This is a genomic window from Achromobacter piechaudii NBRC 102461, from assembly GCF_001571245.1.
Lineage (GTDB): Bacteria > Pseudomonadota > Gammaproteobacteria > Burkholderiales > Burkholderiaceae_B > Achromobacter > Achromobacter piechaudii.
In genome coordinates this window covers 683,257-702,362 of the sequence record NZ_BCTK01000006.1, presented here as the reverse complement: position 1 = coordinate 702,362, position 19,106 = coordinate 683,257, and the positions used below count along the sequence as shown (strand labels likewise).

Sequence of the window (19,106 nt, the reverse complement as noted above, 5' to 3'; positions counted from 1 at the left end):
ACCGAACGAAGCGGAAAAAGATGCCATCGGGGAAACCGGCTACCTGCCCCGCTATGCGGGGGAGCCGCGTCCTTTCCCGCTACTCACGAGAACCGCCTCCCTCTGCGCTACACACGGCAACCGCCGCATCCCGCTACGCGCCGCGCGGCTGGATCCGAACCCAGTAGCGGGTGCGCGTCGCCACGCTCACCGGCAGCGTGCGGGCCAGCAAGGCCAGGCTGGCGTCCGTATCCCGCAACGAGAACGACCCATACACACGCAGGTCCGCAACCGCGCTGTCGCAATGCAGAATGCCCGGACGGTAGCGGGCCAGCGCGCGCGTCCAGTCGGCAAGGCGCATGTTGTCCGCCGTCAGCACGCCCATCGTCCAGGCGGGCGCGGGTTCCGCCAAGTCGATGTCGGCGTAGGCCGTGGCGGCGTTGAAACGCGCTTGCCGGCCCGCGCGCACGAGATGGCCATCGCCGTCTGGCCGGCCGGCGTTCTTGCCTGCGGGACGAAGCAGCACCGCGCCTTCGTAGACATCCACCAGCGCGCCGTCGTCTTCCAGGCTGACGGTGAACCGCGTGCCGATGGCCTGCACGGTGCCGACCGGCGTGCTGATCAGGAAGGGACGCGCGGGCAAGGCGGAATCCGGCGCGGTCACCACGAAGATCCGGCCGGCGCGCAGCGACAGCACACGCTGCGCGGCCGAGTAGCGGATGTCCACCTGCGTGCCGGTGTCCAGGGTCATGCGCGTGCCGTCATCGAGCGTTGCCTGACGGATCTGGCCCGTGCCGCTTTGCAGATCGGCCTGCATGGCGCGCCAGCCCAGGTAGACGACGGGCGCCGCCACGCCCAGGCCTAGCAGGCGCGCGGCCAGACGACGGCGGTCCGGCTTGGCCAGTCCTCGCAACGCCTGCGCGCGCATGGGTGGCGGCACCTGGCCGAATGCGCCCAGCACGCGTTCGGCGCGCGCCCAGGCCTGCGCGTGCGCGGGGCTGCGCGCAATCCAGCGCGACAGGGCCTGCAAGCTGTCCGGGTCTTCGGGGGCCTCGTGCAGCCGGGCCATCCAGCCGGCCGCCTCGGCCAGCAGCGCGTCAGGGACCGGGGACGCCGTCATACGTCGATGGCGGTCAGGCAGGCCAGGTACGCCTGCTGCATGTGGCGGTTGACGGTGCGTACCGACAGGCCGGTGGCGGTGGCGATCTGCGCGTAGGTCAGCCCGTCCAGCTGCGCCATGAGGAACACGCCGCGCACCCGCGCCGGCATCGCATCCAGCATGCGGTCGATGGCGTGCAGGGCTTCCAGGATCAGCGCGCGGCTTTCCGGCGAGGGCGCGGCGTCGGCGGGCAAGGCCGCCACGGATTCCGCATACGCCTGTTCGACGCTGCGGTGGCGCCAGAAGTCCACTACCAGACCCTTGGCGACATGCGTCAGGAAGGCGCGCGGCTCGGGCATTTCCAGCGCGCGATTGCTGGAATAAATCCGCAGGAAGGTGTCGTGCGCCAGGTCCGCCGCATCCCAGGCGTTGCCCAGCCGCTTGCGCAACCAGCGAGTGAGCCATTGATGATGGTCGGCATACAGGCCGCTGAGGGCCAGCCGACGAGGCAGGGTGGATTCGGACATGGGAGCGTGAGGCGGCGCGTACTTGATAGTGATAATGAGTACCGTTAATAATAACGGAATCCCGCCCCGGCTCCAGGCTCTCTGTGCAAATGCCCGGGTTCGCCTCAGCCGAACAAATGGATCCAGCCGCAGGCTTCGGCAACGAACAGGGCCTGCGACAACAGCAGCAGCGCCAGCCACCCCCACCGCCACGGACGCATGCCGGCCCAGGCTTCGCGCCATGGCGGCGCGGGCGTCGCGGCATGCCCGGCCTTTGCGCGCGCGGCCACGCTGCCGCCCGCGATACGCAGGCCATAGAGATAGGCGCCCGTCAGGCATAGCGTGGTCAGCGCCGCGCCAAAGACGAACCAGATCGCGCGTACCGGCCAGGGGCCGAACGAGCCGAAATGCAGCGGGTCGGCCAACTCCGAGATGCGCTGATGCAGGCCCAGGTCGGCCGCGTCGCGGCGGGCGGCGGCGGACGCGTCCAGCGGCAGGCGGATGGCGTTGGCGCGGTCACGGACCAACCACGCATCGGTCTGCCCTTCCACCTGCCCGGCCCGCCCATCCGCGTCGAACCGCAGCACGCGGATATCCAGCTCGGGCCATTGCTGGCGCACACGCGCGAGCGCCGCATCCAGCGTCTGGCCGAGGTCGGGCGCGCGGTCGGCGGGCGTCTGCACGGCCGGCGCATGGCGCGGTGCGATGGCCGGCAGCGGCGGCGCATGGCCGCCCAGCGATTCGATCAGATACCACAAGCCGGTCAAGGCGATCAGCGTGGTGAACCACAGGCTCCAGACCGCCAGCAGCCGATGGGTATCGCCCCATGCCAGCCGGCGCTTGCCCAGACGCGGCCAGGCCAGAAAGCCACGCCACCAGCGCTTGTAGACGACCAGCCCCGTCGTGATCAGCAAGAGCAGCGGGATCGACAGCGCCGACACCAGCGGCACGCCATAACGCGTGGGCAGAAACAGATGCCGATGCGTATTGCGCAGCCATCGCTGGATGCTGAACCAGGACGTATCGCCGGTCACGACGGCGCGGTACGGGTCGATCCAGACAAACCGCCGTTCGCCCTGCGGCGTGCGCATCAGGCCTTGAGCAGCAAAGCGCGAGCCGTGGGCGGCGGTGATCGACAGCAGCGCCCACCCGGGATGTGCGGCCTGCGCGGCGCGCGCCATGTCGCCCCAGCTTGCGCGCTGCGCCATGGGCGTGACGCGCATGGCGGGCTGCGCCAGCCAGTCCAGTTCGGTGGCGATCACGGCCAGCGTGCCGGTCAGGCAGATGAAGGCCATGAAGAGGCTCAACTTCAACCCTATCCAGCTATGCAGCGCAAACCACCATTTGCGCTGCGCGGGGCCCGCCAAGAGCGAACGCGAAAAGGAACGGGGCGAAAGCGCAGGGGATGTCATTGACGCAGGGGTTCACGGACGCCCGGGCGACGCGCGCGGGCTCATATCCGTATTACCGTGCGGCGGCGAAAAAGATGCCATGCGCAAAAAGACGCCGGACGCGGATCGCCGCGCCGGCGTCTCTCGGGCCTATCGGATCAGCCGCCCGCGCGTTCAGGCGCGACCGGCGCTCCATCCACAAGACGCCAGATGCCCAGCGGGTTGGCCGCTTGCACCGCCGCCGGCCGCAGCGCGTCGGGCAGGTCCTGATAGCACACGGGGCGCAGGAAGCGGTCGATGGCCGTGGCGCCCACTGACGTGTGCATCGCGTTGGAGGTCGCCGGATACGGGCCGCCATGCACCATGGCGTGGCTGACTTCCACGCCCGTCGGAAAACCATTGGCCAGGATCCGGCCGCACTTGCGTTCCAGAATCGTGACAAGCGCGCGCGCGGCGGCGTGGTCCGGCGCATCCAGTTGCAGCGTGGCCGTGAGCTGGCCTTCCAGATGCTCGGCCACGTCCAGCACTTCCTGCCAGCTTTGCGCCCGCACGATGACGGAGGCGGGGCCAAACATCTCGGACTGCAACGCGGCGTTGGCCAGCAGATCGCTGGCGCTCGTCACGTACAGGGCGGCCTGCGCCGTGTTGGGCTGCTGCGCCTCGCTGCCGTTCGCCACGGCCTGCACGCCGGGGGCCGCCTGGACCTGCTCGCGGCTTTGGCGATAGGCGGCGCAGATGCCGGACGTCAGCATGACCTGCGGCGCTTTTGCGGCCAGCGCATCGCTGGCGGCCGTGATGAAGCGGTCCAGGTCCGGGCCGTCAATGGCGATGACCAGACCGGGATTCGTGCAGAACTGTCCCGCGCCCAGCGCCAGGGATTCCACGAAGCCCTGCGCGATCGTCTCGCCCCGCGCCGCCAGCGCCGACGGCAACAGGAAGACGGGATTGATGCTGCTCATTTCGGCATACACGGGGATGGGTTCGGGGCGCTGATTGGCGATGCGCACCAGCGCCAGACCGCCCTGCCGCGAGCCCGTGAACCCCACCGCCTTGATCGCCGGATGCGCCACCAGCGCCTCGCCGATGTCCCGGCCCGCGCCGATCAACATCGAAAACACGCCCTCGGGCATGTCGGTGCGTTGCGCGGCGCGCTGCACGGCGCGGCCCACGAGCTCGGACGTGCCCAGGTGCGCGCTATGCGCCTTGACGATCACGGGCGCGCCGGCCGCCAGCGCCGAGGCCGTGTCGCCGCCCGCCACCGAAAAGGCCAGCGGGAAGTTGCTGGCGCCGAAGACGGCCACCGGGCCCAGCGGCACCTTTGCCTGGCGCAGATCGACGCGCGGCAGCGGTTGGCGCGCCGGCTGCGCGGTATCGACGATGGCGCCCAGGAAATGGCCGTCGCGCACCCCTTGCGCAAACAGACGCAACTGGCCGATGGTGCGGCCGCGCTCGCCCGTCAGGCGCGCCACGGGCAAGCCGCTTTCCTGATGCGCGCGCTGGATCAGCGCGTCGCCCAGCGCCAGGATTTCGTCGGCGATGGCTTCCAGGAATTCCGCGCGGCGGGCAAGCGGAAGATTGCGATAAGGGTCGAACGCGGCGGCGGCCAGCGTCGCGGCGCGTTCCACGTCGGCGCGCGTGCCCAGGCCGAAGCTCGGTTGCGCGATGTCGGCGTTAAGCGTGGGGTCGAAGGCAAGCTGCGAGCCGGCCGTGCCGCGCACCGCGTCATGGCCTATGAGCATTTCACCGGTGATCTGCATAAGGAAACTCCTGGTTGGATGTAGAGGAATCAGTCGTCCAGCGGCTGACCACTGCGGTCGCGCGCCACGGCCACCGCGATGATGGAAACGACGGCGCAGGCGGCCAGGAACAGCACCACCGGCACGTAGCTGCCGCCGTAGTAGGCGATGAGCGCCGTGGCGATCAGCGGCATGGGGCCGCCCACCAGCGCCGCGCCGATCTGATAGCCCAGCGACATGCCGGTGTAGCGGATGGCAGGCGGGAAGGCTTCGGCCAGCAGCGTGCCGATCATCGAGCCATAGCTTGCCCAGATGATGCCGAAGCCCACCACGATGCCCAGTCCCGCCGCCCAGACGGACTTCTGATCCAGCAGCCAGAAGTACGGAAAGATCCACAACAGAAACGCCACGCTGCCGCCGATGAACACTTTCTTGCGTCCGATGCGGTCGGACAGATGGCCGAAGAACAGCATGAACGGGAACGCGATCAGCGCGCAGACCAGCACGATGTTCAGGATGGTCGAACGGGCAAAGCCGTGATCCATCATGTACGAGATGGTGAAGGTGGCGTAGAGAAAGAACGTGGACGTCTCGACGACCTTTGCGCCGATGGCGATCAGCACGACGCGCCAGTGGTGCTGCAAGGTTTCCTTGAGCGGAATGCGGGCGCTGCTGCGCGTTGCCTGGATCTTCTTGAACGAAGGCGTTTCGCCCACGGCGTTGCGGATCCACATGCCCACCATTACCAGCACGATGGAACCCACGAACGGAATGCGCCAGCCCCAGGACTGGAACGCCTCTTCGCTCATGCTGGCACTTAGCAACGACGTGATGATGTTGCCCAGCGCCAGGCCCAGCACCGCGCCGGTCTGCGGCACGGCGCCATAGAAGCCGCGTTTCTTGCGAGGCGAGTATTCCACGGCAAGCAGCACGCCGCCGCCCCATTCGCCGCCCAGCGCCAGGCCCTGCATCAGCCGTAGCAGCGTCAGCATGATGGGCGCGGCCAGCCCGACCTGCGCGTAGTTGGGCAGCATGCCCATCAGCACGGTCGACAGGCCCATCATCGACAAGGTCATCGCCAGCGTCTTCTTGCGGCCGATGCGGTCGCCGATGTGCGAGAAGATCACGCCGCCCAGCGGGCGCACCAGAAAGGCCAGCGCGAACGTGGCCAGCGCCATCATCTGGCTGACCAGCGCGTTGTCGCTGGGGAAGAACTGCTTGGCGAAGATGATGGACGACATGGTTCCGTAAAGAAAGTAGTCGTACCACTCGATGGTGCTGCCTACCGCGCTGCCCATCAGCGCGCGGCGGCGTTCGGCATCGGGAACCAGGGTTTCCTTGTCAGTGGCCGTCAGGCCGGCGTTGGGACTATCGACGGATAGTGTGCTCATGTCTCCACCTGTATGGATTGTTGGTTTGAAAAGCGCCATCCCATGCGGATGCGGGATGGGGTGTTGCTGGCAATGCAAGGTGCGGCCCGGCGAGCGGGCACGCGTGGGGTGTCTGGCTCGTTGTGTCGTGCGACGTGTCGCGCGTTGTGTCGTGCGTCGTATCGCTATTCGCGGCGATTCTTCCTTCAGGCCGACGCGCGCAGCATCTCGACGTAGTCGTCGGCGCTGGCCTCGCGCGGGTTGGTGCGGTGGCTGTGATCGGCCAGCGCGCCCTTGACGATGCGCTCGTAGAGATCCTCGGTCACGCCCAGTTCGCCCAGCCCGGCAGGCAGGATCAATGCGCGGCTCTTGTTGGCCAGCGCCTCTTCGACCGACAAGGTGGCGGGCAGGCCCATGGCTTGCGCCAGGCGCGCGATCTTGTCTTCATGCGCGACCGTCTCGGCGCCGCGATTGAAGCGGACCACGGCCGGCAGCAGGATGGCGTTGAGCGTGCCGTGATGCAGCTTGGGATTGATGCCGCCCAGCGAATGGCTCAGGCTGTGCACGCAGCCCAGGCCCTTCTGGAACGCCAGCGCGCCTTGCAGCGACGCGCTCATCATGTTGGCGCGCGCTTCGATATTGCCCGGCTCGTTGACGGCCACCTCGATGTGGCGCCACGCGCGCCACAGGCCGTCCAGCGCGATGCCGTCGGCGGGCGGATTGAAGGCGGGCGCCAGGAACGTCTCGATGCAATGGGCGATGGCGTCCATGCCGGTGGCGGCGGTCAGGCCGGCCGGCAGGCCCAGCGTCAACGTCGGATCGCAGATGGCGACCTTGGGAATCACGTGGGGCGACAAAATGCCCACCTTGCGCCCGTCGTCCAGGATGATGATCGCGCCCCGGCCCACTTCGCTGCCGGTGCCCGCCGTGGTGGGAACGGCCACGATGGGCAGCGTCGCGGCGGTGATGTTCTGCACGCCGCCTTCGATCAGGGCGAACTGGCGCAGCGGCCCGTCATGGCGCGCGGACACCGCCACGGCCTTGGCCAGATCGATGGACGAGCCGCCGCCCACGGCAATGACGCCGTTGCAGCCGGCCTGCTTCAAACTGGCCACGCCCGCGCGCACCGCCGCTTCGGACGGATTGGGCGGCGTGTCGTTGAACACGGCCAGGTCCGCGTGGCCCAACGCCGACTTCACCCGGTCGACGATGCCGGCCGCTTCCACGCCGCGATCGGTCACGATCAAAGGTTTGGTAATACCCAGGCGCTCGCAGACTTCGCGCAGGTCCGCCAGGACCCCAGCGCCGAAGCGAATTTCGGTGACGTAGTTGATCAATGCCATGCTGCCTCTATTCCTTGAAAAAACGCGGCCAGATAGGAAGGGACGAGTCTAGGCACGGCAGGCCTTTCGGTACACTGACGACTTTCTATACGGCTATAACTTTTATTCATGGCAACCATTCCTCCCAGCCTGAACTCCGTCATGTCGCGGCTGCATGCCAAGCAGCTGCGCCTGCTCATCACGATCGAGGAATGCGGCTCGCTGCTGGGAGCGGCGGACAAGATCGGCCTGACCCAGCCGGGCGCCAGCAAGGCGCTGCGCGAGCTGGAGCAGACCTTGCAGGTGGAACTGTTTGCGCGCACCAATCGCGGCTTGATTCCCACCGAAGCCGGTCTGTGCGCGCTGCGCTTTGCGCGCCTGATCCAGGCCGACATCAACAAGCTGCGCGTGGAACTGGACGCCATTGCCAGCGGCGCGGGCGGACGCCTGGCCATCGGCACCATCATGGGTGCGGTGCCGCTGCTGACCGACGCCGTCACGCACGTGCTGCGCCAGCAACCGCGCATGTCGGTGGAAATGGTGGAAGACACCAGCGAGACGCTGCTGGGCCTGATCGAGCGCGGCCGGCTCGACGCCGCCATCTGCCGCTCGTCCGTGGGCCGCAACCAGGAGCTGTACGAATCGCTGATCGTCAAACCCGAGTCGCTAGCTGTGATCGCCAACGTGCGCCACACCGCCATGGGCGCGGACTCTGTGCAGTTGCGTGAATTGCAGGACAGCCGCTGGGTGGTGTATCGCGCCCACATGCCGATGCGGCGCCTGCTTGAACGCGAGTTTCACGAAGCCGAACTGAATTTTCCGCTGCATCTGATCGAGACCACGTCGGCGCTGGCGACGCTGACGCTGTTAAGCCGCAATACCGACCTGGTCGCGCTGGTGTCCGAAGACGTGGCCAACTACTTCTGCCGCAACGGGCTGGTGGGCACGCTGGCGCTTGCGCTCAAGTCGCGCAGCGAACCGTATGAACTGGTGTTCAGGAAAGGTGCGCCGAAAAGTCCGGCGCTGACCCTGCTGGTGGATGCGTTGATGCGCGAGGCCGGCGCGGGATCGGCCTGAAGCCGCGCGGGATCGTCGTGGGTGTTTGATTGCAGGGCGGGTTTGCAAGGCCCGCGCAATCGTTTATTGTTTCATTGAACAAAATATATTCCACTCAATGAAACCAAAGACATGACACCGAATCCCGAGGAAACGCTGGTCGCCCATCTAGGCCATCTGCGCCAAGCGCCCATTTCATCCCGCACGCGTGAACGCCTGGCCCAAGCCCTGCTGGACTGGTTCACCGCCGGGTGGTCGGCCGCCGCCACGCCCGCCGCCCAGCGCTACCGCATCACCGCGCAGGACTGCTTTCCGGGCTGGGACACCGTGCCGGTGTTCGGCGGGCCGGGCATGAACGCCAACGGCGCGGCCTTCGCCAACGCGGCCATTGCCCACGTGCGCGAGATCGACGACGCGCACCGCGCGGCCATGCTGCACCCCGGCGTCGTGTCGGTCACGCCCACGCTGGCGCTGGCTGCCAGCGGCGCGATGACGCAGCGGCAGGTGGCGGACGCCATCATCGCGGGCTACGAGGTGTCATTGCGCTTGGGCGAGGCGCTGGGCACGCGCCACGCCGCGGGCTTTCATGCGACGGCCACGGCGGGCGCCGTGGGCGCGGCGGCGTCATCGGCCACCGCGCTTGGGCTGGATGCGCAGGCGCTGCACCACGCCTTGGGCCTGGGCGCCACGCAGGCGGCCGGGCTGTGGCAGATGGTCGATGACGACGCGCACGAAGCCAAATCCCTGCACCCGGCCTTTGCCGTGCGCAATGGCATGGCGGCGGCCTATGCCGCGCGCGCCGGGCTGCCGGGCGCAAGGCGTTTTGCGACCGGGACGCGCGGGCTGTATCGGCTGCTCGGCGGCGACGGCCCGCTGGATGCGCTGGACGGGGACCTGGACGCCCCCGAACGCCTGAACACCGCCACCATCAAGGCCTGGCCGTGCTGCGCGCAATTGTTCACGCCGCTGGACGCCACGCAGGAACTGCTGGACACGCATGCCCCCGCGCCCGAGGACATTGAATCGGTGGACGTGGAGATCTTCACGCACGCCTTGAAGATCGCGGGCGTGGACTGGCCCGCCAAGCCCGCTGAAACGTGCTTCTCGTTGCGCTACGTGGTGTCGTGCCTGCTGCGCGACGGCAAGCTGGGCATCGAGCAAATGGAATCCCCCGACCTGCAAGCGCCCGAGCTGCTGGCGCTGGCGCGCCGCATCACCGTGCGCACCAGCGATGCGTTCCAGGCGGAGTTTCCGCGCCTGCGTCCGTGCCGCGTGACGCTAACGCTTAAGGACGGACGGCAGTGGAGCGTGCTGAGGAAGTTGCGTCGCGGCGACCCGGAAGATCCCTACACCTGGCAGGCGCTGCAAGCCCGCATGCGCGCCTTCGCGCCGGCCATGAACGATGACGCGGCGGCGGCCATCGTGGCCTGGTGCGAACGCTTTACGGACGCCAGCCAGGATGGCCAGGCCTGCGCGCCGACGCCGGATCTGTTCGGCGCGCAGGGCTGACGCGCCTGCCCGCGTGGGGTGACATCACACTTCGTGAAGCACGCGTGGTTCATCCCGCGTCGTGAATCAAGCGTTGGGCATCACGCGCCATACCTCAAACGTCGCGCATCCGCTGCGTGCATCACGCACAGTACATCCAGCGTCGTGCACCCAACGCACACATCACGACTCGGCCTTTGCCTTGCCGGCAACCGGCCCCGTGGTGCGAAACCCTTGCTGCGCAAGCTCATGGCGCGCGATCTCCACCGCCTTGAGCTGCGCCGCGTCGTCGTGGCGCGAGGCCAGTCCCAGCACGACCAACGCGCCGATGAAGGTGTCGTCCGCGTCGAACACCGGCACCGCCACCGACGCCATTTCAGCGACCCGTTCTGACCGGGTCATGGCGTAGCCGTTTTCGTGGATGCTGCGCGCCAGCGGCGTGGACCCGCCCGTGTAGGCGCGCAGCACGTGCGCCGACGAACCGCCGTCTTTCAGGCTGATGCGCTTGCCGACCTCGACGTGGTGGCGCACCTCGCGCGAGGTGTTTTCGCGGTAGAGGCAAATGCGGTCTTCGCCGCTGCGCACGTACAGGGCCACCGTCTCGCCCGTCTGTTCCATGATGCTGCGCAGCACCGGCTGCAAGCGCGAGCCCAGGTCGAACGTGTCGCGATAAAGCATGCCCATGTGCAGCAGCGCCGGCCCCAGCGCATAGGTGCTGCTGTCGTCGTAGCGATGGATCATGCGCGCCTTGATGAACACGCCCAGCAGGCGCAGCAAGGTGGCTTTGTCCAGGCCGGTGCGTTCGGCCAGGTCGCGCAGCGACAGACGCAGATTGTCTTCGCTGAAGCACTCCAGCACACAGATGCCGCGTTCGAGCACGCCGGCGGGCGGCTTAGGGGAATTCTCGCTTGACACGGTTTCCGATGCTTCCTATAGTTTTGTTCAATAAAACCTATTTTAACCAATGAAACGAAAGACGGCTACCGGACCAGGGACCGCCGACTGCGTTTCAACCAGGAGACCCGCAGGAGCCGTAGCGTCGAGCCCGGCCTTGCGAACCGTAGCATTATGCCCAATCAGACCGATCCCTTCGCCTCGGCGCTGGCCGCCATCGTCGGCCCCGCGCACGTACTGACCACGGCGGCGGACATGGCGCGCTATACCGCCGATTGGCGGCGCAATTTCCCGGGTGCGGCGCGCGCCGTCGTGCGCCCGGCCAGCACGCAGGAAGTGTCGCGCGTGGTGGCGTTGTGCGCCGCCGAAAGTGTGGCCGTGGTGCCGCAAGGCGGCAACACCGGCCTGGTGGGCGGATCGACGCCCGATGCGTCGGGCCGCGAACTGGTACTCAGCCTGGATCGCATGACGGCAGTGCGCCGCGTCGACGCGCTGGACAACAGCATGACGCTGGAAGCCGGCTGCACGGTGCTTGCCGCGCAAGAGGCGGCGGCAGGCGTCGGGCGCTTGTTCGCGCTGTCCCTCGCTTCCGAAGGCAGCGCCACGGTGGGCGGCGTGATCTCCACCAACGCGGGCGGCGAACAGGTGCTGCGCTATGGCAACACGCGCGACCTGACGCTGGGCCTGGAGGTGGTGCTGGCCGACGGCAGCGTCCTCGAACAGCTGGGCACGCTGCGCAAGGACAACACCGGCTACGACCTCAAGCAATGGTTCATCGGCGCCGAAGGCACGCTGGGCGTGGTGACTGCCGCGTCCTTCAAGCTGTATGCGCCGCCTCGCAAGGTGCTGACCGCCTGGGTCGCGGTGCCGACGCCGCAGGCGGCCGTGGATCTGCTGGCGCGCCTGACCGACGCCGTGGGCGAACGCGTCACCGCCTTCGAACTGATCGGCCGCGAGACGCTGGCCCAGGTGCTGTCGCATCCGCTGGACGGCATGCGCGATCCACTGGCCCAGCCCTCGCCCTGGATGGTGCTGTTCGATGTGTCCGAGACCTCGGCGCTGATGGACCCCGAGCCCGCCGTTCACGGCGTGCTGGAAGCGGCGATGGAGGACGGCGGCGTCAGCGATGCGGTCATCGCGGCCTCGCACCGCCAGGCGCACGAACTCTGGGCGCTGCGCGAACACGTGCCTGAAGCGCAGCGGCTGCACGGCCCGTCCATCAAGCACGACATTTCGGTGGCCGTGTCGCGCATCCCCGAATTCATCGAGCTGGCCGGCACGCGGCTGCAAGCGCTGATGCCCGGCATCCGCATCGTGTGCTTCGGCCACGTGGGCGACGGCAACCTGCACTACAACCAGAGCAAGCCGTCCGCCATGGACGACGCCGCATTCCTGGCCCGGCAAGACGCGGTGCACGACGTCGTGCACGAGGTCGCCGCCAGGCTGGGCGGTTCCATTTCCGCCGAGCACGGCATCGGCCGGCTCAAGCAGCAGGCATTCCTGCAATTCAAACCCGCCGTTTCCGTCGAGGTCATGCAGCGCATCAAGCAGGCGCTGGATCCTCGGTGCACGTTCAATCCGGGACGCCTGTTGCCGCGCCCGGCCCCTAAGCTTTCCTAATCACCAGGATCTTCGCGTCATGGCCGTCTCCGTTTTCGATATGCAATCGCTCCAGCACCTGTGGAGCACCGATGAACTGCGCGGCATCTTCTCGGAAGAGAACCGCATCCAGAAGTGGCTGGACTTCGAGGCCGCGCTGGCCGAGGCCCAGGCCGAGCTAGGCATCATTCCCGCCGACGCCGCCAAAGAAATCCGCGCGCAGGCCCAGGTCGCCAACATCGACATCGGCCAGATGTCGGCAGAGATACGCCGCATCAAGCATTCGCTGGTGCCGGCCCTCAAGCAGTTGCAGGCGCGTTGCGGCGCCGAGCATGGCGAATGGGTGCACTACGGCGCGACCACGCAGGACGTGGTCGATACCGGCGTGGCCTTGCAGCTCAAGGAAGTGCATGCCGTGATCCTGCGCGACGTCACCGCCGTCGGGCAAGAGCTGGCGCGGCTGGCGCAAACGCACCGCGACACCCCGATGGCCGGGCGCACGCATGGCGTGCAGGCGCTGCCGATCACGTTCGGCCACAAATGTGCGGTGTGGCTCGATGAACTGTCGCGTCATCACGCGCGCTTGAAGGAATGCGAAGCACGCGTGATGGTCGGGATGGTGGCCGGGGCCGTGGGCAGCCAGGCGTCGCTGGGCGAGCAGGCCGAAGAGGTCGAACGCCGCACGCTGGCCAAGCTGGGGCTGGATGCGCCCGCCGTAAGCTGGGCGCCGGCGCGCGACCGCTACACCGAATACGCGCTGCTGCTGGCCATGCTGGGCGCCACGCTGTCCAAGATCGGCAATGAGCTGTTCAACATGCAGCGCAACGAATTCGGCGAAGTGGAAGAGGCATTCTCGGCGGGCAAGCTGGGCTCGTCCACCATGCCGCACAAACGCAATCCGACGTCCGCCGAAAACCTGGCGGGCCTGTGCCGCCCCCTGCGCGCCAACGCGGCGCTGATGCTGGAAGGCATGGTGCAGGAAGGCGAGCGCGACGGCATCGCCTGGAAGATCGAATGGAAGGCGCTGCCCGAATGCTGCCTGATCGCGGGCGCCATGCTGTTCCAGGCCAAGAACCTGCTGGCGGGCCTGCGCGTGGACGCCGACGCCATGGCGCTGAACCTGGACCGCATGCGCGGCTACCTGCTGTCCGAACACGTCATGCTGGAACTGTCCGAACGCGTGGGCAAGCAGACCGCCCACGAATGGATCTACGAAGCGTCCATGCATGGCATTACCAACAAGCTCGATTTCGCCCAGGCCCTGCGCCAGCATAAAGACCTGGCCGCGCTGCTGGGCGAAGAAGAGATCCAGCGTCTGACCGACCCGGCGGGTTATCTGGGGCAGTGCGCCGCATCGGTGGACAGGGTGGTGTCGCGGCAGCAGGCCGGTTGGCTTGGCGCCTGAGTCGTTCCCTGACAAAAACAAAACAGGAGACAAAACAATGGGTAATTTTTCCGCAGGCCGGTTCGTCCGGCGATTCGGCGCGCGCGCCGTGGTGGCAGGGCTGGGCCTGGTCGGCATGGCCATCGGTGGCGCCGCGCAGGCGGCCTTTCCCGAACGTCCCATCACGCTGGTGGTGGGCTTTCCACCGGGCGGCGGCGGCGACCTTTACGGACGCATGATCGCCACCGCGCTGGGCAAAGAGATCGGCCAGACCGTCATCGTCGAGAACCGGCCGGGCGCGGGCGGCAACATCGCGGCCGGGCTAGTCGCCAAGGCGCCGCCCGACGGCTACACCATCCTGCTGGCCATGAGCGGCAACCTGGCGGTGTCGCCCGCGTTGAAGCCGCAGAGCCTGCCGTACAAGGTACCCGAGGACTTCGCGCCGATCGGCCTGATCCTGGAAGCGCCGCACGGCTTGTTCGTGGCCACGCAATCGCGCTTCAAGACGGCGCAGGAAGTCATCCAGACCGCCAAGGAAAAAGAGCTGACCTTTGCCTCGACCGGCACGGGCGGCGCTGCCCATATCGGCATGGAAACCATCAAGGAGCTGGGGCACCTGAAGCTGCTGCACGTGCCGTACAAGGGCTCGGGCCCGGCCATCACCGACATGATCGGCGGGCAGATCGACCTGTTCTTCGCCACCGCCTCGCCGCTGGTGCCGCAGGTGCAGCAAGGCCAACTGCGCGTGCTGGCGCTGACCGGCAGCCAGCGCAGCCCGATCCTGCCAGACGTGCCCACGTTCAAAGAGCTGGGCATCGATATGACGATGACGCAGTGGTACGGCCTGGCCGCGCCTGCCGGCACGCCGCCCGCCGTGGTCAAGGTGCTGTCCGAGAACCTGTCGCGCGCCTTGAAGGACCCGGCCGTGCGCAACGCGATCCGCAAGGACGCCGCGATGGAACGCGACTTGCCGCTGGACCAGTTCAAGCAATACATCGTCCAGGACATCGCCAATTACCGCAAAGCCGCCACCCCCGACTTGCTCAAGCAGATCGGGCAATAGCAACCCTTCTGGAAAGCCTGACATGTACACCACCTTGATCGGCGCAAGCGACCTGCATCGCCTGCTGACGCAACCGGCGCAGGATGGCGTCGTCGTCCTGGACTGCGGCTTTGACCTCGCCAACCCGCAGGCGGGACGCCAGCAGCATGAGTCCGGCCATCTTCCCGGCGCGGCCTACGTGCATCTGGACGAAACCCTGAGCGGCGCCAAGACCGGCTTGAACGGCCGTCACCCCCTGCCGGAGCGCGCGGCATTCGCCCGCGCGATGGCCGCGCTGGGCGTCGGCCCGCGCACGCAGGTTGTCGCTTACGACAATGCAGGCGGCATGTTTGCGGCGCGGCTTTGGTGGCTGCTGCGCTGGATCGGCCACGAAGCCGTGGCGGTGCTGGACGGCGGCCAGGCCGCCTGGCAAGCGCAAGGGTATCCGCTGACCAGCGAGCCCGCCGCGCGCCGCCCCGCCGCCGCGCTGCCGGTGCGGGACAGCCTTCAGCCCACGCTGGACTACGCGCAACTGCGCCAGGCGCTCACAACCGGCGAGCGCGTCGTGCTGGATGCGCGCGCGCCCGACCGCTATCGCGGCGAAAACGAAACGCTGGACGCGGTCGGCGGCCACATCCCCGGCGCGCGCAACCGCTTCTTCCGCGACAACCTGGGCCCCGGCAGCCGCTTTCTTGCGCCCGAGCAATTGCGCCAGGCGTTCACGCAACAGATGAATGGCCGCGCGCCGGCCGACGTGGTCAACCAGTGCGGATCCGGCGTGACCGCATGCCACAATCTGCTGGCCATGGAAGTCGCGGGCTTGAAGGGCGCGGCCCTGTACCCCGGCTCGTGGAGCGAATGGAGCGCGCAAGCCGGCGCGCCCATCGCCACCGGTCCCGATGCGTAAACCCTCATGAATGATCCCGTCCTGAACCCGGTCCGTCCGGACACCGACCCCAAGCCGCACAGCGCGCACTGGGGCGTCTTTTCCGCCGCCTGGAAAGACGGCGCGTTGACGGTGCAGCCGCATCCCGGCGACCCGGACCCTAACCCGCTGATCGAGAACTTCACCAACGCGCTGGACCATCCGGTCCGCGTCACCGCCCCCATGGTGCGGCGCGGCTGGCTGGAGCGCGGGCCGGGGCCGGACGCCAGCCGGGGACGCGACGACTACGTGCAGGTCAGTTGGGAACAAGCGCTGGACCTGGTCGCCGCGGAACTGCAGCGCGTCAAGAACCAGCATGGCGCGCAGGCGGTGTTCGGCGGATCCTACGGCTGGTCCAGCGCCGGCCGTTTTCATCATGCGCAAAGCCAGGTGCATCGCTTTCTGAATACGGCGCTGGGCGGCTACGTGCGCTCGGTCAATAGCTACAGCGCTGGCGCATCGGCGGTGATCCTGCCGCACATCCTGGGCAGCATGGACGACGTCGCGCGCCGCAACGTCACCTGGGAACAGATCGTTGCGCACACGGATGTGGTGCTAGCCTTTGGGGGCATGGCCTTGAAGAATTCGCGGGTGGCCAGCGGCGGCATCAGCCGCCACATCGAACGCGAATCGATGCGGCAGGCGGCGGCGCGCGGCTGCCGCTTCATCAACATCAGCCCCTTGGCCAGCGATTTCCCGGACGATGCCAATGCCGAGTGGGTGCAGGCCGTGCCGGGCACCGACGTTGCGCTGATGCTGGCGCTGGTGCATGAGTTGGTCGTCAACGATCTGCACGACAAGGCCTTCCTGGCCGAGTTCTGCACGGGTTGGGACACGTTTGAAGACTATCTGCTGGGCCGCCAGGACGGGCAGGCGAAGGACGCGCACTGGGCCGCCCCCCTTTGCGGCCTGACGCCCGCGCACATCCTGGATATGGCCCACAGGCTGCCCGGCAAGCGCGTGCTGGTGACGGTGTCCCATTCGCTACAGCGCGCCGAGCACGGCGAGCAGCCCGTGTGGATGGCCGCCGTGCTGGCGGCCGCGCTGGGTCAGCTGGGCCTGCCCGGCGGCGGCTACGCGTATGCGCTGGGCACGCTGGCGCACTACGGCAAGCGCAGCAACGCAGTGCCGGTCGCCTCGCTGCCGCAGGGCGTGAACGGGGTCAAGGACTACATCCCCGTCGCGCGCATCGCCGACATGCTGCTGCATCCCGGCCAGCCCTTTGACTACAACGGCAAGCGCATGCCGTATCCGCACATCCGGCTGGCGTATTGGGCGGGCGGCAATCCCTTTCATCACCATCAGGATCTGAAGCGGCTGACTCGCGCGTTCGCCACGCTGGACACCTTCATCGTCCACGAAATCGGCTGGACCGCCACGGCCCGCCATGCGGACATCGTGCTGCCGTGCACGATGACGTTGGAACGCGAGGACATCGGCGGCGCGCCGACCGACCCGCTGCTGGTCGCCATGCATCGCATCGCTGCGCCCAACGGCCAGGCGCGCGACGACTACGACATCTTTGCGGACCTGTCCGAACGGCTGGGCACGCACGCCGCATTCACCGAAGGCCGCAGCAGCGGCGAATGGCTGCGCCATCTGTACGAGAAGACCCGCCAGGGTTTGCAGGACAAGGGCTTGGAGGCGCCCAGCTTCGACGCCTTCTGGGAACGCGGCGAACTGACGCTGCCGCAGCAGGATGACGACGGCGGCATCCTGCGCGCGTTTCGCGACAACCCGGCCGGCAAGCCCCTGCCCACACCCACCGGCAAGGTCCAGATCAGCTCGCCGGTGATCGCGGGCTTCGGTTATGCGGACTGCCCCGGGCACCCCGCATGGCTGCCGCCCCAAGACGGGCCCACGCCGGAACATCCCTTGTTTCTCGTCGCCAACCAGCCAGCCACGCGTCTGCACAGCCAGTTCGATTTTGGCGCGCACAGCGTGTCGCAGAAACGGCAAGGCCGCGAGGTATGCACGCTGCACCCGCAGGACGCTGCCGCGCGCGGCATCGGCGATGGCGACATCGTGCGACTCTTCAATGCACGCGGCGCGTGTCTGGCAAGCGCCACCCTCAGCACCGCCGTGATGCCCGGCGTGGTGCAGCTGCCCACCGGCGCGTGGTACGACCCCGTGTTCGATGCCAGCGGCAACGTGACGCTGTGCGGCCATGGCAATCCCAACATCCTGACGCGCGACGTCGGCACGTCGTCGTTGGCGCAGGGATGCAGCGGGCAACTGACGGCGGTAGAGATCGAACGCTATGACGGCGAATTGCCGCCCCTGCGCGCCTTCGACCCGCCACGGCCGGTGACGCCGTAGTGTTGCAGGGCGGCGGCCCCGTTCGTCGTGACAGCCATCGGCAAGCTCAGTCGATGACGCCGCCCTCGGCTTGCAGCTGCATGCGCAGGCTGGCGATGAACGCCTTGGCGGCCTCGGGCAGCACACGTCCCGCCAGCGTCTGCAGCTCGAAGTGGCGTTCGTTCATTTCGCGGTCGCGCAGCGGCACGGCCACCACCAGCTTGCCGCGCAGCCGATAGCGGATCGCCAGTTCGCCGCAGAACGCCACGCCGCCGCCCGCCCCCGCAAACGCCACCAGCGCATCCACGCTGCGGCTGGAGAACACCGGCTCGCACAGCAGTTGCTGGCGGCTGCAACTGATGTCGATCAACTGCCGCAACGTGGAATCGGCATCGGGCAGCGCCAGCGGATAGGCCATCAATTGCGCCAGCGACACTTCTTGCAGGCTAGCCAACGGATGATCCGCGGCGACCACCGCGCGCACCGGCGCGGGCATGCGCAGTTCCACCCGCACGTCCCGATGCGAGGTCAAACTGAGCGTGATGCCGATATCGGCCGCGCCGTCGCGCACGCGCACCGGCACCTCGCGCTGCGAACAGACGTCCAGCGTGAAGCGGATGCCGGCATATTGCTTGCGAAATTGCGCGATGGCGGCCGGCACCAAATCATGCACGAAGCCTTCGGTGCACACGACCCGCACCAGCCCCTGCCGCAGACCGCGCAGGCTCATGATGTCGCCGGTGACGCGGTCCACGTCCTGCTGCGCGCGCTTGGCGTGGGCGGCCAGCAATTCGCCAGCGGCGTTGAGCGCCATGCCGCGCGAGCGTCGTTCGAACAACAGGGTGCCCAGCTCGCGTTCGAGCCGGGCGATCTGGCGGCTGACGGCCGACGGCGCGACTTCCAGCCGTTCGGCCGCCAGGCTGACGGAGCCGCAGCGCGCCACTTCCAGGAAGTAGCGCAAGGCCACTTCTTGCAGGATTTGCGGGTTCATCGGGTTTCCCCTCGGTTTGCGCTAAA

The 19,106-nt window shown here is 67.8% G+C and carries 15 protein-coding genes; 7 read left to right on the top strand and 8 right to left on the bottom strand.

Features of this window, described 5'->3' with window-relative positions; all coding sequences use genetic code 11:
- Positions 1-133 precede the first annotated feature (133 nt).
- From API01S_RS15270 to API01S_RS15245, 6 genes are all read right to left on the bottom strand, one after another.
- Positions 134-1,099, bottom strand: coding sequence for a FecR domain-containing protein (locus tag API01S_RS15270; RefSeq protein WP_061305109.1), 966 nt, complete (start codon positions 1,097-1,099; stop codon positions 134-136).
- A complete protein-coding gene (locus API01S_RS15265) occupies positions 1,096-1,605 on the bottom strand; it encodes a sigma-70 family RNA polymerase sigma factor (protein WP_006221499.1) in 510 nt (169 codons plus the stop codon). The genes API01S_RS15270 and API01S_RS15265 overlap by 4 nt, the downstream gene beginning before the upstream one ends.
- A 104-nt stretch (positions 1,606-1,709) precedes the next feature.
- Positions 1,710-2,996, bottom strand: coding sequence for a PepSY-associated TM helix domain-containing protein (locus API01S_RS15260; RefSeq protein WP_061305108.1), 1,287 nt, complete (start codon positions 2,994-2,996; stop codon positions 1,710-1,712).
- A gap of 137 nt (positions 2,997-3,133) precedes the next feature.
- Positions 3,134-4,732: an aldehyde dehydrogenase (NADP(+)) gene (locus API01S_RS15255; protein ID WP_061305106.1), complete on the bottom strand. Its 1,599-nt coding sequence runs from the start codon at positions 4,730-4,732 to the stop codon at positions 3,134-3,136.
- A 29-nt stretch (positions 4,733-4,761) separates the two neighbouring features.
- Positions 4,762-6,102: an MFS transporter gene (locus API01S_RS15250; RefSeq protein ID WP_061305105.1), complete on the bottom strand. Its 1,341-nt coding sequence runs from the start codon at positions 6,100-6,102 to the stop codon at positions 4,762-4,764.
- Positions 6,103-6,287: 185 nt separating this feature from the next.
- On the bottom strand, positions 6,288-7,424 hold the full coding sequence (locus API01S_RS15245) for an iron-containing alcohol dehydrogenase (RefSeq protein WP_061305104.1): 1,137 nt from the start codon (positions 7,422-7,424) through the stop codon (positions 6,288-6,290).
- Between the two features lie 141 nt (positions 7,425-7,565).
- Between API01S_RS15245 and API01S_RS15240 the strand changes: the two genes are divergently transcribed.
- Complete coding sequence (locus API01S_RS15240) at positions 7,566-8,480, top strand: LysR family transcriptional regulator (RefSeq protein WP_006221504.1); 915 nt, start codon at positions 7,566-7,568, stop codon at positions 8,478-8,480.
- Positions 8,481-8,591: 111 nt separating this feature from the next.
- Positions 8,592-9,968, top strand: a complete 1,377-nt coding sequence (locus tag API01S_RS15235; protein WP_006221505.1) for an MmgE/PrpD family protein — start codon at positions 8,592-8,594, stop codon at positions 9,966-9,968.
- A 162-nt stretch (positions 9,969-10,130) separates the two neighbouring features.
- Here API01S_RS15235 and API01S_RS15230 read toward each other — a convergent pair whose 3' ends face one another.
- On the bottom strand, positions 10,131-10,862 hold the full coding sequence (locus API01S_RS15230) for an IclR family transcriptional regulator (protein ID WP_232294728.1): 732 nt from the start codon (positions 10,860-10,862) through the stop codon (positions 10,131-10,133).
- A gap of 153 nt (positions 10,863-11,015) precedes the next feature.
- Here API01S_RS15230 and API01S_RS15225 point away from each other — a divergent pair, with 153 nt between their 5' ends.
- Genes API01S_RS15225 through API01S_RS15205 form a run of 5 tightly spaced genes read left to right on the top strand, consistent with a single transcriptional unit; the run spans position 11,016 to position 18,110 of the window.
- Positions 11,016-12,461 (top strand): FAD-binding oxidoreductase, encoded by a 1,446-nt coding sequence (locus API01S_RS15225; RefSeq protein WP_061305102.1) that lies wholly within the window; start codon positions 11,016-11,018, stop codon positions 12,459-12,461.
- A gap of 19 nt (positions 12,462-12,480) precedes the next feature.
- Entirely contained in the window at positions 12,481-13,845 is a 1,365-nt protein-coding gene (purB, locus tag API01S_RS15220; RefSeq protein ID WP_061305101.1) for an adenylosuccinate lyase, read from the top strand.
- Between the two features lie 37 nt (positions 13,846-13,882).
- Positions 13,883-14,887 (top strand): Bug family tripartite tricarboxylate transporter substrate binding protein, encoded by a 1,005-nt coding sequence (locus tag API01S_RS15215; RefSeq protein ID WP_050729409.1) that lies wholly within the window; start codon positions 13,883-13,885, stop codon positions 14,885-14,887.
- 22 nt (positions 14,888-14,909) lie between these two features.
- On the top strand, positions 14,910-15,773 hold the full coding sequence (locus API01S_RS15210) for a sulfurtransferase (RefSeq protein WP_061305100.1): 864 nt from the start codon (positions 14,910-14,912) through the stop codon (positions 15,771-15,773).
- Positions 15,774-15,779: 6 nt separating this feature from the next.
- Complete coding sequence (locus API01S_RS15205) at positions 15,780-18,110, top strand: molybdopterin guanine dinucleotide-containing S/N-oxide reductase (protein ID WP_061305099.1); 2,331 nt, start codon at positions 15,780-15,782, stop codon at positions 18,108-18,110.
- Positions 18,111-18,156: 46 nt separating this feature from the next.
- Here the strand turns inward: API01S_RS15205 and API01S_RS15200 are convergent, their stop codons facing one another.
- Positions 18,157-19,080, bottom strand: a complete 924-nt coding sequence (locus tag API01S_RS15200; RefSeq protein WP_061305097.1) for a LysR family transcriptional regulator — start codon at positions 19,078-19,080, stop codon at positions 18,157-18,159.
- Positions 19,081-19,106 lie beyond the last annotated feature (26 nt).

What these genes read in the sequence shown, in the direction of transcription:
- API01S_RS15250 (WP_061305105.1), bottom strand. Translation starts at nt 6,102, where the DNA reads ATGAGCACACTATCCGTCGATAGTCCCAACGCCGGCCTGACGGCCACT.
- API01S_RS15215 (WP_050729409.1), top strand. Translation starts at nt 13,883, where the DNA reads ATGGGTAATTTTTCCGCAGGCCGGTTCGTCCGGCGATTCGGCGCGCGC.
- API01S_RS15225 (WP_061305102.1), top strand. Translation starts at nt 11,016, where the DNA reads ATGCCCAATCAGACCGATCCCTTCGCCTCGGCGCTGGCCGCCATCGTC.
- API01S_RS15240 (WP_006221504.1), top strand. Translation starts at nt 7,566, where the DNA reads ATGTCGCGGCTGCATGCCAAGCAGCTGCGCCTGCTCATCACGATCGAG.
- API01S_RS15270 (WP_061305109.1), bottom strand. Translation starts at nt 1,099, where the DNA reads ATGACGGCGTCCCCGGTCCCTGACGCGCTGCTGGCCGAGGCGGCCGGC.
- API01S_RS15260 (WP_061305108.1), bottom strand. Translation starts at nt 2,996, where the DNA reads ATGACATCCCCTGCGCTTTCGCCCCGTTCCTTTTCGCGTTCGCTCTTG.
- API01S_RS15200 (WP_061305097.1), bottom strand. Translation starts at nt 19,080, where the DNA reads ATGAACCCGCAAATCCTGCAAGAAGTGGCCTTGCGCTACTTCCTGGAA.
- API01S_RS15245 (WP_061305104.1), bottom strand. Translation starts at nt 7,424, where the DNA reads ATGGCATTGATCAACTACGTCACCGAAATTCGCTTCGGCGCTGGGGTC.
- API01S_RS15210 (WP_061305100.1), top strand. Translation starts at nt 14,910, where the DNA reads ATGTACACCACCTTGATCGGCGCAAGCGACCTGCATCGCCTGCTGACG.
- purB (WP_061305101.1), top strand. Translation starts at nt 12,481, where the DNA reads ATGGCCGTCTCCGTTTTCGATATGCAATCGCTCCAGCACCTGTGGAGC.
- API01S_RS15265 (WP_006221499.1), bottom strand. Translation starts at nt 1,605, where the DNA reads ATGTCCGAATCCACCCTGCCTCGTCGGCTGGCCCTCAGCGGCCTGTAT.
- API01S_RS15235 (WP_006221505.1), top strand. Translation starts at nt 8,592, where the DNA reads ATGACACCGAATCCCGAGGAAACGCTGGTCGCCCATCTAGGCCATCTG.
- API01S_RS15255 (WP_061305106.1), bottom strand. Translation starts at nt 4,732, where the DNA reads ATGCAGATCACCGGTGAAATGCTCATAGGCCATGACGCGGTGCGCGGC.
- API01S_RS15205 (WP_061305099.1), top strand. Translation starts at nt 15,780, where the DNA reads ATGAATGATCCCGTCCTGAACCCGGTCCGTCCGGACACCGACCCCAAG.